Origin of the sequence: Streptomyces sp. NPDC101225, assembly GCF_044767585.1 — a bacterium.
Taxonomy (GTDB): domain Bacteria; phylum Actinomycetota; class Actinomycetes; order Streptomycetales; family Streptomycetaceae; genus Streptomyces.
Map to the genome: position 1 here is coordinate 77,373 of NZ_JBIWOE010000024.1, position 14,552 is coordinate 91,924.

The 14,552-nt window shown below is 71.7% G+C and carries 10 protein-coding genes; 1 reads left to right on the forward strand and 9 read right to left on the reverse strand.

The features are described from left to right. Positions 1–23 precede the first annotated feature (23 nt). The 8 genes from ACIRPX_RS28945 to ACIRPX_RS28980 form a co-directional block, all read right to left on the reverse strand. On the reverse strand, positions 24–1,001 hold the full coding sequence (locus ACIRPX_RS28945) for a lantibiotic dehydratase C-terminal domain-containing protein (protein WP_404200648.1): 978 nt from the start codon (positions 999–1,001) through the stop codon (positions 24–26). Next, complete coding sequence (locus ACIRPX_RS28950) at positions 994–3,657, reverse strand: lantibiotic dehydratase (protein WP_404200650.1); 2,664 nt, start codon at positions 3,655–3,657, stop codon at positions 994–996. Before ACIRPX_RS28950 ends, ACIRPX_RS28945 begins: the two co-directional genes overlap by 8 nt. Continuing rightward, positions 3,657–5,231 carry a SagB family peptide dehydrogenase gene (locus ACIRPX_RS28955; protein ID WP_404200652.1) on the reverse strand — a complete coding sequence of 525 codons (1,575 nt, stop codon included), beginning with the start codon at positions 5,229–5,231 and terminating at the stop codon, positions 3,657–3,659. Before ACIRPX_RS28955 ends, ACIRPX_RS28950 begins: the two co-directional genes overlap by 1 nt. Beyond that, positions 5,228–6,898, reverse strand: coding sequence for a TOMM precursor leader peptide-binding protein (locus ACIRPX_RS28960; RefSeq protein WP_404200654.1), 1,671 nt, complete (start codon positions 6,896–6,898; stop codon positions 5,228–5,230). Before ACIRPX_RS28960 ends, ACIRPX_RS28955 begins: the two co-directional genes overlap by 4 nt. Beyond that, positions 6,891–8,885 (reverse strand): hypothetical protein, encoded by a 1,995-nt coding sequence (locus ACIRPX_RS28965; RefSeq protein ID WP_404200656.1) that lies wholly within the window; start codon positions 8,883–8,885, stop codon positions 6,891–6,893. The genes ACIRPX_RS28960 and ACIRPX_RS28965 overlap by 8 nt, the downstream gene beginning before the upstream one ends. 121 nt (positions 8,886–9,006) lie before the next feature. Continuing rightward, a complete protein-coding gene (locus ACIRPX_RS28970) occupies positions 9,007–9,174 on the reverse strand; it encodes a thiomuracin/GE37468 family thiazolyl RiPP peptide (RefSeq protein ID WP_159027190.1) in 168 nt (55 codons plus the stop codon). A gap of 65 nt (positions 9,175–9,239) precedes the next feature. Continuing rightward, the gene (locus ACIRPX_RS28975; protein ID WP_107067791.1) at positions 9,240–9,407 is read right to left on the reverse strand and encodes a thiomuracin/GE37468 family thiazolyl RiPP peptide; all 168 of its coding nucleotides are present in this window, start codon (positions 9,405–9,407) and stop codon (positions 9,240–9,242) included. 67 nt (positions 9,408–9,474) lie between these two features. Beyond that, a complete protein-coding gene (locus tag ACIRPX_RS28980) occupies positions 9,475–10,548 on the reverse strand; it encodes an LLM class flavin-dependent oxidoreductase (RefSeq protein ID WP_404200658.1) in 1,074 nt (357 codons plus the stop codon). A 624-nt stretch (positions 10,549–11,172) separates the two neighbouring features. Between ACIRPX_RS28980 and ACIRPX_RS28985 the strand changes: the two genes are divergently transcribed. Next, positions 11,173–13,305: an FUSC family protein gene (locus tag ACIRPX_RS28985; protein ID WP_404200660.1), complete on the forward strand. Its 2,133-nt coding sequence runs from the start codon at positions 11,173–11,175 to the stop codon at positions 13,303–13,305. A 444-nt stretch (positions 13,306–13,749) separates the two neighbouring features. On the opposite strand, the gene ACIRPX_RS28990 is transcribed toward ACIRPX_RS28985, so the two are convergent. Then, entirely contained in the window at positions 13,750–14,481 is a 732-nt protein-coding gene (locus ACIRPX_RS28990; protein ID WP_404200662.1) for an alpha/beta hydrolase, read from the reverse strand. Positions 14,482–14,552: the final 71 nt, after the last annotated feature.

Here is a 14,552-nt window from a genome sequence, read left to right on the forward strand (position 1 = left end):
TGGGACTCGTAGGGCTCATCAGATCACACCGCACACAGGTCGAACGCGGTTCTGGTCAGCAGCAGCCGCAGATGCGACTCCTGCGCCAGACTGATGCCGAGCCGGTTGCACATCAGATGCGCGCAGCGCTCGACGATCAGCTGCGGCACCAGGTGGTTGATGTGATCCAGGACGTCGGCCGGCGCCTCGAAGGCCGGATAGGCGTCCAACTCGCCCAGCAACTCCAGTTCCACCAGGGCGTCGTTGAGGTCCCGCATGGTCGTCAGCCACGTGCTGGCCACGGACGCGTCCGGCAGCGCCACACCCCGCGTCGACGCCCACACCGCCTCCAGGCTGGTGCGCAGGTGCGCCTTGTTCGCGTCGAAGTGCTTCTCGAACTCCGCCGATTCCAGCAGCCGTGCCGCCCCGCCGCCGCTCTCCACCAGGAACCGTGCCTGGTAGGCGAGTTCGGGCAGGATGCCGGTGAACAGGGTGCGGTTGGCGGCCAGCATGGCGAAGGCGTCCATGGCGCGCCGGCCCGGCGTGCGCCCGCGAGCGATCAGTTCGACGGCCAGCACACTGGCCGCCATGAGCTGCTTCTCGACCGCCTCCAGCGAGCGGCCGGTGCCGAACACGTCGGTCTCCGGCACGTAGTCGATGAACGCGACCGAGTTGTCCGGGTGCAACTCCGTGTCGTAGTCGGTCATGTGCTCCAGCTTGGCGAGACCGGGTGCGGACTCGGCGTACTCCTGTGCCGACATCGACGACCGCGACGGCGACGTCCGGTAGAACTCCGCGGCCGTCTCCTCGATGACCGAACGGACCTCCTGGACGTGATCCGGTGAGGTGAGCACCCGCAGTCGCAGGTGCGGGCCGCCCTCCCAGTAGCGGAGGAAGAAGAAGCCGTCGGCGAGTGCGGCCCGGCGCAGCCGTTCGGCCGCGGGCCTGACGACACCGACGATCGCGGCATCCTGATCGCCGTGGTAGAAGAGGTGGGCGCTGACCCAGCTGCGCTCAGACATAGGTGACTCCGGGCTCGTTCAGTTCCACGATGTACTCGGCGACGTGCTCGCCGCGGACGTGACCGGGGTCCGGCACCATCTCGCTGATCTGCACGATCGCGTTCGGCTCGGCGAGCCTGCGTTCCATCCCGAGCAGCAGCAGCATGCTCGCGAAATCCACGTAGTTCGGTTTGGTGTCGTTGTTCGGGCCCTGGCCGCTCTCGCCCCGGCCCAGCGCGGTCGGGTCGAGCAGGGTGACGAAGCACCGCTCGGGGATGCCGTGTTCGGCCAGCCAGCCGGCCATCCTCAGCATCCAGGCCGCGTCGGTCGTGGCGTCCGCGCGCCGGGGCAGCCGACTCGCGCGGGTCATCCACATGGCGCGCCGCAGCACCACGTCACCGACCATCAGCCGGGGCAGGTGGCGTACGCCGTTGTCCGCGCGCGGGTCCGACGTCATCCGCAGTTCGGTGTGCGGGCCGAACCAGGTGTTGGACTCGCCGAACGCCTCCAGCATGAAGCGGGCGGCGGGCGGCAGCAGCCGGTCGGCGCCCAGGCCGGGGTGGACCGGGCAGATCCGTCTGCCGAGCCGCCGCGACACCAGCGTGAGCAGCCCGTCTTCACCGCGCCGCACATACAGGTCGTTCACCGGCAGCAGGGCGTCGACCTCGCGCACGCTGCGCACCCCGGGATAGTCGACGACCAGCGGGACGCCCGGCTTGCGGACGTTGACCGCGGACCGGGCCACGGCCTCGAACTCGGCGAACAGCACATCGCCGCGGCTCGCCGCCAGCCCCGGTTCGGCGGGCAGGTCGGCGCGCAGATCGAGGACGTCCAGGATCTGCCGTACCCGGTTGCGGCCGCGGCCGAAGCCGCAGCCGATGTTGTTGACGACCAGTTGCGGACCGTGTCCGGCCTCGGCGAGCTGGCAGTAGACCGCGACGGAGGTCGGGGTGCGGACCCAGTCCGGCCAGTTCGCGGCGAGTGCGCGCACCTCCTCGGGCCTGATGCGGACCACACCGTCCCGGTCGGGCGTGCGCTCGCCCAGCAGCCGCTTGGCGGCGGTGCGCAGCCGGTACAGTTCGCGCACCGCCTCGACCGGGCTGTCCGGACGGGCGAACCGGCTGTGTGCGAGTACGGACGGCCCCGCCGGTGCCGGATCCGGCCCGGACCCGGCGGACTGCTCGGCCAGGACGTCCCGGTAGAACACCAGCAGCGGCACCTCCGCGCCGTCCGCGTACCGGCTCTGGAACAGCGAACCGAGCGTCAGCTTGAAGGGCAGGTCGGGCCCGATCAGGCCGAGCAGCGTGCGCACCGCGTCGAGGTCGTCCAGCAGCGGCTGCCAGCTGTCGCGGTCCAGCACGGCCGTCGTACCAGGGTGCACCGCGTTCTCGTAGAAGCTGTACCGGGCGAACTCCTGGGCCAGTTTGGGGTTGTCCGCGTGGGCGTGGTCGCCCACCTCGCGCAGTGCCGTGTCCAGGCCGCGGATCACGGCGTCGCGCACGGCGACCCGGCCGGCGGGCGCGGCGATCGTCGGGTAGGTCGCCAGCGCCTCGTGCACCCCGTGCAGGGTCCGGTCCAGCCGTTCCAGACCGGGCTGCCGGCGCTCGTGCAGCCAGGCGCGCAGGTCGGCGACCGGGTCCGGGGTCTGGTCGGCGAGCGGCGGGACCAGCTCCAGCAGGCCCAGCGCCACCAGCCGGCGCAGGAACACCTCGACCTGCTGCCCGTCGCTCGCCAGGGCCCGCAGCTTGCCCCGCAGGTCGTCCAACGTGGTCTCGTGCGTGGTCAGTTCCCGCACCCGGCGCAGGATCGGAGTGAGGGCGAGGGTGTGCACGTATTCGACGGGACGGCGGCCCAGGAACACCAGGGCGTCGTCGACGGCCGTGGCGCTGGGGTTGATCCGCACCCGGCAGCCGCCCTCGAACTCCGGACGTTCGCACAGGGCGCGCGCGATCCGGTGCAGCGATCCGACGCTGATCTCGGTCGCGGTCGCTGCCACGAGCCGGTCCCCGGCCGGCCGGCCGGACCACTCCACGAGGGCGTCGGTCCGGCCCCAGGCGGCCAGGCCGCTGCTGGTGAAGGTGGAGTACGGACTGGTCTTCGCCGCCGACCGGGCGAGGTACTGCGCGAGGCGCAGCACGCTCTGGCGCTGCGGGGCGCGTCCGGTGGCGAACCACTTGCTCAACGTCATGAACATGTCGGGGTTGGCGTGCACGAGGCCCAGCTGGAACGCGGGCTCCCGGGCCGCCTCGCGCAGCGACTCGTAGGTCGCGGCCCAGTCCTCCTCGAGCCGGCCCGGCAGCACCGTGAGCAGACGGTCGCGTTCGGCGACCCGGGCCGTCCACTCCCGGACCAGCGGCAGTACGTCGGCGGGTACGTCGGCCAGCCGGGCGGGATCGACACGCCGACCGCGGTGCACGGCTCGGCGCACCGCGACCAGCCGAGCCTTGAGCTCCCCCTCGCCCGCGGCGCCGATCGCCGTGTGCAGCAGGTCCGACAGCACGCCGGTCGCGCCGGCGATCTCGGCGCGCAGCCGCACCAGCTCGCGGGCGGTGTGCCAGCTCCGTGCGCACCGCAGCCCGTCCAGCACGGCGACCGGGCTGCCGGCGAGCCGGACCACGGCGGCCGGGCCGAGCACATACCCCGCCGCGTCCGGGCGGGCTTCCCACAAGGTGTCCATCAGTTCACCGCCTCGGGCTCGACGGGTACGATCACGCGCCCGCCCGGTCCCGTCCTGGCCAGCAGGATCTGGAAGACCGGGGTGTGGCGTCGCTCGGTCAGTCCGAGGGCCTGGCGGACCCCCTCGGCGTGGTAGGCGTTGACGATGCGGCCGGACATGCCCTGGGCCGCGGCCGCCACGCACACACGGTGCGCGAGCAGCCCGGCCTCCTGGCTGATCACGCGGTAGCCGCGGTCGCCGAAGGTGTCGAACGCCCAGTCGCGGTCGCCGACGAGATGGACGACGGCGTTCATGTGCTGGAAGACCGGTCCGGGGATGGTGACGCGTTCGATCGCCGTGATGGCGTCGGTGCCGGGGTCCGCGGGGCCGGTCGGGTGCAGCGCGCCGGTGTCCTGGTCGAGGCGGTAGCAGCCCGCCGGTATCCCGGTGAGGTCACCGACGGTCAGGTAGATCTCCAGCGGGACGGGCGCCCCCGACGGCACCGCGTCACTGGTGACGTCGGTCCGGGCCCGGGCCAGTCGGGTCCACAGTTCGACGCCGTCGACCCGCGAGGCGACCGGCCGGAAGACCCCGGGACCGGAGTCCCGCGCCCGCAGTACGTCGGCCAGGTCGGCCTCCGGGACCTCGGCCGGGGGCAGAGGCAGGGGCAGGGCACCGGGTGCGCCGGATTCCGCGGTCGCGCTGGGCGCGTCCGGTGCGGCCGTCGCGAAGGTCGCGGTGTGCGTGCGCAGGGACGCGCGGTTGACCTGCGTCAGTGTGGGGCAGGCCTGCGCGACCTTCAGTCCGCCGGCGACCACGTCCGGCTCGATCGGGTCGATGGTCGCGGCCAGCGCGGCGGCGCTCTGCGCGGCCGTGGCGCGCCGGATACCGGCACCGGCACCTCCACCGGCGACGTGGAGCGGCAGCATCACAAGCGCCGGTTCCTCGTCGCCGTCGAGGCCGAGCAGTTTGTGGACGGGCTCGTCGACGAACTGGTGGTGCACATGGGCCCGCACCCCCATGGCCCGCGCGACCAGGTCGATGTTCCCGGTGAGCAGACCGGCCTCCTGCGTGCACAGCCGGTAGGCGTAGTCGCGGTAGATGTAGGCGGTCTTGGCGAACAGCCCGGAGAGCACCAGCACCGCCTCCGGCGGGCCGCCACCGGTTCCGGCCGCCTCGGCCAGCAGCCGGCGGTGATCGCCGTCCCGCAGCAGCACCAGCGCGTGGTGCGGTGCGTCGTAGTGGTAGACGCCGTCGGCCAGGCACACGTACAGCTGGACGCCGAACAGGCAGCGCGCGGAGGCGACCATCCGGTGGTAGGGCCAGGTCCCGTCGGTGTCGAACTCCTGCCGGGAGATGCCGTAGCCGTAGCGCAGCAGGGTCGACAGCGCCGCTTCGTCGAGCGCCGTGACCTCCGTCAGCCTTCGGGGCACCCTGGTCGTCAGCGGACGGCGGGGCCGACCCCGGTAGATCTTGAACTTCAGCGGTTCGTCCGGGTTGCCGTACTCCGACTGCCGGGTCTCCATCGCGACGGCGAGATCCTCCAGGCTGACCCGCCAGAACTCCCGGCCCGCGCCGTCCTCGCGCCCGGTCACGGAAACGGATGCGGGTGCGGGTTGCGCACCTCGGGCAGCCGGGGCAGTCCGGTCACCCGCCGGGCCGCGTGTCCGAAGGTCATCGGCACCGAGCCCGGTGCCATCACCTTGACGCATCTGAAGCCTCCCGCTGTCTGTTCCGTGGAGGTCGTGTCGACGGCGACGACGTCCATGCCGGCCGCGGCGAACCGCCGAACGGCCTCGTCGAGATCCGCGCCGATGTCGGTGTTGCGCGGCCACCGCCAGCGGTCGAGTGCCTGCCGCCAGCCCAGCGTCCTGGGGTCGTCGAGCAGGAAGGAGTACCGGTCGAAGGTGGCCGGGTTCGCCGCGCAGAGCAGATGGTCCGCCATCGACACGACGTCGTCCGGATGGTCGGCCAGGTGCTGGGCGCGGTCGCGCCAGCCCGGGTCGAGCGCGAGGACGGTGACGTACTCGACGGTCTGGCTCAGCTCGTGCAGCGCGGCGAGGATCGCCTCGGCCGGGCGCAGTCCGCTGCCGCCGGTCGACACGGCCCTGGGGCGACCGGTGCCGGTGACGTCCTCGGCGAACGTCCAGAACGACGGGATTCTGTGGTCCCGGGTGGTGTCGAAGACGTGGACCCGGTAGCCCTGCCGTTCGATGCGCTCGGCGACGAGCGGGATCCGGCGGTCGGGCACGGTGGCCAGGTCGATCTCGGGCAGCGGTGTCCGCCCGTACCAGGCCGTCAGGAACGCGTCGCGCTCGGCGACTTCGACGACCCCGTGCAGCACCGCCTCCTCGTAACAGCCTCCGAGCGCGCAGCCGCTGGAGATCTCGCACGCGAACCCGTGGCCGCCGCCGGACGACTTCGGCAGCCGGTAGTAGACGAAGCTCTCCGGCACCAGTACCGGCCGGTCGCGGCCGAACGAATAGCCCCACACCCAGTTCGTGACCGCGTCCTCGGTGAACTCCCGGTACGGAAAGCCCGCGGTCGAGAACCGGTCGGGGGGATACAGGCCGAGCGAGCGCGGATCGACCGCGGCGTCGGCCACGTCGGCGTAGCCGGCCGTGACAACGGTCCTTTTGCCCGGCGCGTACGCGGCCAGCCGTTCCAGCGATTCCGCCACCGCGATCGACCATGACGAGTCGAAGTCCCGGGTACGCCCGTAGCCGGCCGCCTCCTTGGAGACGCCTGGCACGGCCATGACGGCCTCGGTGAACGGAAAGGAGTGCTGGGTGTAGGAGGTGACCGACGGAATCAGACCGCTCTGCCCGTCGACGTACGCCGCGGCGAGTGCGTCCCGGTCCAGCGGACGGACACGGCTCGACTCGGGCGACAGCTTGGGCCGCGCCTGCCTGCGGGGCTTCGCGCCCTGCTCGGTGTCGGCGGGTGGGGCCGAACAGCGCGGACAGCGCGGGTCGGTGAGGAAGCCGTGCCGGGACAGCGCGAGCGTGGCCCTGTCGACGATCCAGTACCGCCGTTCCTCGGGCCCGGCCGAGGCCAGCCCGGCGACGGTGTCCGCGAGGAAGGTCGGCAGCTCCCGCTCCGGCACCTCGGCGGCCATCTCGGCGGCGCGCTCGGCCGACGCGGCGGCGGCGCGCCGCGTGTTCAGACACTCCGGGCAGCCCGGCGCCCACGGCCCGACGACCACCTGACGGAGTTCGACGAGCACCTGCGGCCGATCGAGCACCTGCGGCCGATCAGCCATGGACGACCACGGCTCGCACCACGAAGGGACACGTGCGGGCCAGGAAGGGATCGTGGTCGAGCGGTACGGCGACCACGCGGCCGCCCTCGCGCGTCAGGGCCGCCACGGCCTCTTCGAGGCTCACCGAACCCGGCAGCGCCCGGTTCCCGTCCCCCGTTCCGACGTCGCCGCGCAGGTTCGCCGGGAGGTCGGGCACCGGTGGCGGCGCGTAGCCGGGCTGGTTCGCGGCCTGGGACTGGTAGGCGAGCAGCGTCCGCTCCAGTCCCTTCTCCAGGGCGGCACCGGGCTCCAGGTCGCTCACGTAGGCGACGGTGCCCTTCGGGGTGGTGAACGCGAACGTCGGCAGCCCGAGGGGGCCGGACAGATCGTGGACCTCGAACGACTGCCCGACGATCTCCAGCAGCTTCAGGTAGCGCGCGCCGCGCGGGGTCAGCTCGGCGCCGTCCATGTCCAGCCGGTGAAACGGCTCGGCCGCGGACGACAGCGCCGCCTCGACGTTGTCACCAGCCGCCGCGACCACCGCGGCGCGCACGGCCTCGGGCCAGTCGCTCCCGGAGACGGCCCTCGGCGCGGTCCCCGCCGGGAAGACCGCCGTCGCGTCGACCGCGACCGGTTCACCGGTCAGTACGTCCAGGCCGTGCAGCCGGTCGCCCCTGCGGGGGTCGGCCATGACGGCCGCGTAGCGCTCCAGCGCGTGCCGGACCGCCCGCTGCCGCGACTCGACGACGCTCTCGCCCCAGCCGAACACCGGGAACGGGCCGCCGGCCAGGCCGACCGGGTCGGAGACCCTGACCTCGCTGACGAACAGGGGCAGTTGCTCGTAGTCCCGCTCGGTGATCTCGGCGAACACGCCGGTCCGCGGGTCGACGCAGTCCACCGCCCGCCGGGCCAGCTCCTCGTCGTCGACGGGCGCCGCGGCCGCCAGCGCGGCCAGCCGGGCCGGGTCGTCGGGAACGGCGGGCAGTGCGAGCGGGTGGGGCAGGAAGGCGTGGTTCGAGGTTTCCAGCGTCTCCAGGTCGAACCGGACCAGCTGATCGGCGCCCGTGGACTCGTCGATGCCGGTGAGGTGCCGGAACGCGGCGAAGCACAGGTGGTTGGCGACCAGCGCGACCGTGGGACCGCGCAGGAACTCGCTCGGCGCCGCCTCCGGGTGGTCGCGCAGATCCGCGCCGACGCTGCCGGGTGCCAACGCGCACAGCCGGCGCCAGGCCGACTCCCAGGCCGCGGTGTCGCCGTCCTTGCCGGTCACCGGGCCGATCCAGGCCTCGTCACCCGCCACGACCACCTGAGCGGACGCGGCACCCGCGGCGCCGGCGGCCGCGGACAGCAGCCGGGCGCGTTGTGTCATGGGGCGGTCGGCGACGTGCAGCACCATGGCGGCGCCGGCCGCCACTTGGTCGAGGTGCCCGTCGTCGACGTCCCGGTAGGCGATCCGCTGCTCCGGGTCCTGCGCCCGGGCCACGGCGAGGTGCTCGGCGACGCGGTCGCGGTCGAACGGCGACTCGGCGAACGGCGCGAGCACGGGCGTGCGCACACCGGCACGCAGCTGGGAGTTGGCCAGGGCCTGCAGCAGCGGGCCGGACCCGGCCAGCACGACGGTGCTGGCCCGGTAGCGCTCGAAGCGCAGTTCCGGCGAGTCGGTGAAGTACTCGATGAAGGCGATGTTGGCCGCGTACGTCTTGGCCAGGTCGGGGGTCAGGGTGTGCGGACGGTCGTCCAGCACGTTCTTGACATACCCCTTGCCGTGCAGGAGCAGGATCAGCTTGGCCAGGGCGGTGCGGCTGGACTCCGGCACGGCCGCGCACAGTTCGCCCAGGGTCCTGGTGCCGTCCAGCATCGGCGCGATCCGCTGGATCCACTCGTACGTCGACGCGCCCTTGAGCATCGACCCGCCGAGGTTGCTGCGGATGTACGCGCCCTCCTGGACGCGCATGACGTAGACGTCCCCGCGCAGTCGCGGCCGCACCCGTTCGACATCTACTTCCATGACCACCGCTTCTTCATGAATTCGTTGGTGACTGGTCAGCAGGAGGACCGAGAGCCACCCGGTCCCCTTTCACGTATACGCACCGGCTAGAGCACATGTGCCGGGAAAAGCAGCACCCGGATCAGGTGCAGGAGCAGCACGGGCAGCAGCAGCAACAACTGCTCTGGCCGCCGGAAGCGGACAGCTCCGTGAGGCCGTAACCGGCCGTCACCGAGGCGGGCACCACCTTGCCCAGGTCCACCAACTCGAAGGCGCTGTCATCCAGCACCAGCTCGTCGAATTCCTCCATGTCTTGCACCCCCTTTCCTGCTCCGTGCCAACAAGGGAAAGTCCGCACCGGAAACAGCCGCCGGCTCAGGTGCAGGAACAGCACGGGCAGCAGCAGCAACAGCTGCTCGCACCGCCGGAAGCGGACAGCTCCGTGAGGCCGTAACCAGCCGTCACCGAGGCGGGCACCACCTTGCCCAGGTCCACCAACTCGAAGGCGCTGTCATCCAGCACCAGCTCGTCGAACTCCTCCATGTCTTACACCTCCTTCTGCATTGCGTACTTTTGGACAAGTGAAATCGCTACGACAGCCGCTTTCGTGTCACAGCGCTTTCACCTCGGGCAGCACCTTGTCGCAGAAGAGCTCCAAGGTCCGCCGAGCCTCGGGGAGCGGCATCGCGCCGAAGTCGATCTGCCACAGGATCTGGTCGACGCCGCCAATGTGGTCGTTGAAGGCGCGGATGCGTTCGATGACGGTCGCCGGAGACCCGACGATCGCGCCGCCCTCGGTGTAGAGCTTGGTCGGCTGCAGACCGCGCAGCATCCAGCCGAACCCGGAGTAGCCGCGGTAGGCCGAGGACTCGCGCTTGTCCCACGGGCTCACGGCCTCCGCCCACACGTCCAGGTAGCGGCGCAGATAGGTCTCGGCGATCTCCGCGGCGCGTTCGTCGGTGTCCGCGACCACCAGCGGCAGGCTGGCCGCGATCCTGGGCCGCACCCCGGAGTCGGCGTGCGTGGCCTGGAACGCGTCGCGGTAGAGGGTGAGGTGATCACGGAATTCGTGCGGTGAGATCAGCGGGGTGATCAGCAGGCCCAGCCCCTCCGTGCCCAGCCAGGTGAAGCTCTCCGGGGTACGGACCGCGGCGCCCCACATCGGCGGATGCGGCCGCTGGGTGGGCCGCGGCAGTCCGGTCACATCACGGTAGGAGAAGAACGGCGTCTGCTCGCTGACCTTTTCCTCGGTCCAGATACGCTGCACCGCGCGAATCGTCTCGCGGAACCGGTCGGTGCTCTCGTCCATCTCCAGACCGAGAGCGTCGAACTCGTCGGGCAGATAGGCCCGGGCGAATCCCACATCGAGCCGGCCACCGCTGATCGCGTCCACCTGCGCGGCTTCCGCGGCCAGTTGAATGGGATGGTGGAAAACCGGCAGTACACAGCCGGTGATCAGTCTGACCGACTTCGTCCGGGCGGCCACGGCGGACAGGAATCCCAGGGGGCTGGGGCAGTATCCGCCGTAGTAGTGCAGATAATGCTCGGTCATCTTGACCGAGTCCAGACCCCCCATCTCGGCCTGGACCGACAAGTCGAGCGCGTCGCTGTAGTAGACCTGCGGAGATTTCATCTCCGGCGTGCAGTCAGGAAGAAAGGAAAGCCCGAAGCGCACCGATACCACTCCTTACCCACCTGATCCCCATCGGACCGACGTGAGATACGAACCCACGCGTTCCCGGGCCTGTCGGCGCCACCGGGGGTGTCTCACGGAGGACGCTACGCCGGGCCGCCGACGCATTTGAGCCGTGGCAACGTTCCCTTTCGAGGATGAGGGTTCTCACGCACGAGTCCCCCAACGGCCTTCACAAGCACGCCGGCGCACAAGAAAGACCCAGGTCAGAAGAGAGCGGCAGGACCTGGGCAACGGCGCAACCTCTTGGGCGGCACAAACGAAACAGGCAACTCCGCCCCCGACGGCTTCCTCGGGCCCCGGATCGCCACCACGCCCGGCAAGCGGATCGGCAAGCAAACGCAAGGGTGCACCATGACGTCCGGCACCGCCGCGAGGACGACGGCCGCTACGTCCCCTGTTGGTCCCTCGTTGCGTACCTGCCGGTGCCGAGCCGTCCCGCGTCGGCGACCTGGCACTGCCCACGTCGTTCACCGAATCGGTGGGCCGGTCGGGCGGTTCCGCTCGGCACACCGGCTCGACGAGGGCGGCTGGAGCCAGGGCCCGGCATGATGTGGCGCTATGCGCGACCCCTCAGGGAGGCACACGTTCCGGGCGGCCCTGGGCAAGGAACGCATGCCGAAGCTGCCGTCGCCGGGCAAGTCCCTCGCCGCGGGGCGCAACGCCGTGCGCGTCACGGTTGCCTCGCTCGTCGGCTTCTATCCCGCAGCGCACCTGCTGGACCGGCCCGTCCTCGCCCTCTACGCCCTGTTCGCTCCCATCGCGTTCGGCGTCATGTCGCCGCTGCCCGGCTCCGGTCGGCGACGGGTCGGCACCCTGCTGCGAGCCGCCCCGGTCGCCGCCGCACTGGTCGTCCTCGGTACGGTCCTCGCGGTGTCGACCTGGTCGGCCGCCGCAGGCGTGCTCCTCGTGGGCGTCGTCCTGACGTTCTGCGCGGCCTGTGCCCCACGGCTCGCGGGCATCGTCCCCGGACTGCAGCTCTTCTACATCCTTGCCTGCTTCCCGCCCTACGCACCCGGCACATTGCCTCAGCGACTGGCCGGGCTCGCGGTCGGGGTGGCACTGCTGATGGCCTGTGAGTCGTTGTTCCCGCAACCACCGCAGCAGACGTACAGCACACGGATCGCGGACGCCCTCGACCTCGCGGCCCGGACTGCGCGCCGCCTGACCCGTCCCACCGCGGACCGCGGTCTCGTGGAGCGGCTCAGGGCGACCGGCCGTGATCTGCGGCTGTCGCAGCAGCCGCTGGGGAGCAGGCCCACCGGAGCGAGCAGGGCGGACCGTGCCATGGCCCAGGCGGGTTCGGCCACGCGCCGCCTGCTCGACCAGCTCGCCGCTCTCGCCGAACTGCCCGGCGCACCCGCGGACTTGGCCTCGCAGACCCTGCTTCGCGACATCAGCGCCACGTGCGCCGACACTGCCGACATCGTGCGCGGACGGCGTCCTGCCCGCGGCCCTGAACTGATGGAGGAAATGACCGCCCAGTTCCTCGCCGCACGCGGCAACGTCCCCCTCGCCCGCGGGCAGGGCCTGCACGCGCTGTTGCGGCGGCAGTCGACGGTCCTGACGGTCGCCGTCTCGGCCGTGACCGTACGCACGGCCATCGCGCTGGCGAACGGTGTGGACCGTTCGGTGCCCGGCCTGCCCCATGAGCAGTTCTGGTACGGCCGGCGCTCGGCCCCCCGGCTGTGGCTCATCCGGATCACCGGCCACTTCACCCCGCGCTCCGTCGTGTTCCAGAACGCCTTCCGCACCGCGCTCGGTCTCGCGCTCGCCCGCGTCGTGGCGGGTTCACTCGACCTGTCCCATGGCTTCTGGGTGCTGCTGGCCGTACTTACCCTGGGCCGTACCACCGCGGGCGCCACCTGGTCCGTCGTCCGCTCGGCGGCCGTCGGCACACTGGTCGGCGCCTCGACCGCCGGGCTGCTCCTGGTCGGGGCCGGCGACTCCATCCAGGTGTACGAATACCTGCTGGCGCCGCTCATGCTGATCGCCTTCTCGGTGGGACCCGTCGGTGGGCCGGCCTGGGCGCAGGGGCTCTTCACCCTGGTCGTGTCCACGGCGTTCGCCCAGATCGATCCCGTGACATGGCAACTCGCGGAGGCCCGCATCGTCGACGTCCTCACCGGCAGCGCCGTCGGCCTGATGTGCGGGCTACTCGCCTGGCCGTCCGGGGCGCACGCTGAGATCCGGCGCAGCGTGGGCGCGCTGTTCCTCGCCGCCGCACCCCTCGTGCGGGCCACCGCCGACGCCGTGGCCGACCCCACACCTCCGCACAACGCGGCAACCCGGGCCCTGCAGTTGACCCTCCATCGGCTCCGCATCGCCCAGGCCGCCTACGCGCAGTACCGGACAGAACCCGCCCCCCGCACGCCCGCGAACGGTCCGGACTGGCTCGCCGGCCTCAACTACGGCTCCCGCGCACTGGTCGGCGCCTACTGGCTGCCGACCTCGCCCAGCGCAGCCGCCATTCCCCCAAGTGCCGTGCGATGGGCCCGCGAAGCCGCCGACGACATTGCTACGGCAACGCGCCGCGCAGCCGCCTTCCCAGCAACGGGTATCCGGGTCCGAACCACCCCGCTGCCGCCTCGCATCGCGGCGCAGATCCCCCTTGAGGTCCTGCCCCTCCTGGTCGACCTCGAGGTCTGGCTGCAGGCCCTCGCCACCGACCTCGAAACGGCGGTCGGCGCCCACGGCCCTGCCGACAGCCAGACCGTTACGCCCCTCAACCATCCGAGTCCGGGCTGAGCCGGTTGGCCCGGTCGAGGGTGCTGCCCGATCTTCGGTTCTGACCGATCTTCCGGTAGACGGGCACACCACTGTCGTACGACTCGCCCGTGTTCGAACAGGTCGGCTCCGGGCGGGGCATGACCGCGTGCCCGGCGTGGCCGTGGACAACCACCGGATCGGCAGATCTCACCACGTCGCCATCGGGCGGCTGGATGAACAGCGGGGTGCACGCCATCCGACGGGTCTGGATCGCCGCCGCCGCCTCGGGGTCGAGGTGGCGGCGGCGAGGCCGCGCACCATGCGCAGGCCAGGACGGGGCCTACCGCCGGTGCCCAGCGGCGAAGCGAACGGGGCAGTCGCGCATCTGCCAGGTCACCGCCGTCGAGGAGGGCCTCGACCCGTCCTCGATGACGGTGTTCCGGCCGCCGCGCCCACCGTCTGCCGCCGGCCTGGCGCCCGGCCTCACTTCAGGTGCCGGGTGAAGAACTGGGCCGCGGCGTCCCCCGCGGACTGCGGGACCCCGGTGTGCCCGCCCATGTTGGCGTGCAGGGACTTCTCCCTGGAGCCGAAGGCGTCGAACAGGTCGAGGGCCGCCTGCCGGTCGTTGCCCTCGTCGTCCCACTGCAGCAGGACGTGCAGCGGAATGGTGACTTTGCGGGCTTCCTCGAACATGGCGCGAGGCACGAAACTCCCGGCGAAGAGACCGGCGGCCACGATGCGCGGCTCGACCACCGCGAGACGAACGCCGATGGAGATCACTCCCCCCGAGTACCCGACCGGGCCGCCGATCTCGGGCAGCGAGAGGAGGGCATCCAGGGTGGCCTGGCATTCCGGGACTGCCTGGTCGACGAGCGGGAGGATGAGGGCGTCGATGATCTCGTCGCTGACCGGCTCGCCGGCTGCCAGCGCCCGGCGCAGGTCGGCGCGGGCCTGTTCGGTGGCGGGCCGGCGGGGCCGGTCACCGCTTCCGGGGAGCTCGATGGTGGCCGTGGCGAAGCCCTCCGCCGCGGCATGCCGGGCCCGGGCCACCAGTCGGGGGTACATCTTGTGCAGTCCGCCGGGGTGGCCGAGCAGGATCAGCGGCGCCGGTGCGGATGCGGATCCGGGCGTCCACAGGATGCCGGGGATCTCGCCGAGGGTGAACTCGCGCTCGAGGACGCCGTCGTCGAGGCGCTTTTCGGTGATGAAGTGCATGGTCGTGCCTTTCGGGAGTGCGCTGGGACGGCGCTCCCGGACGACCTGTCTATCGTCCGACCGTGACCCCG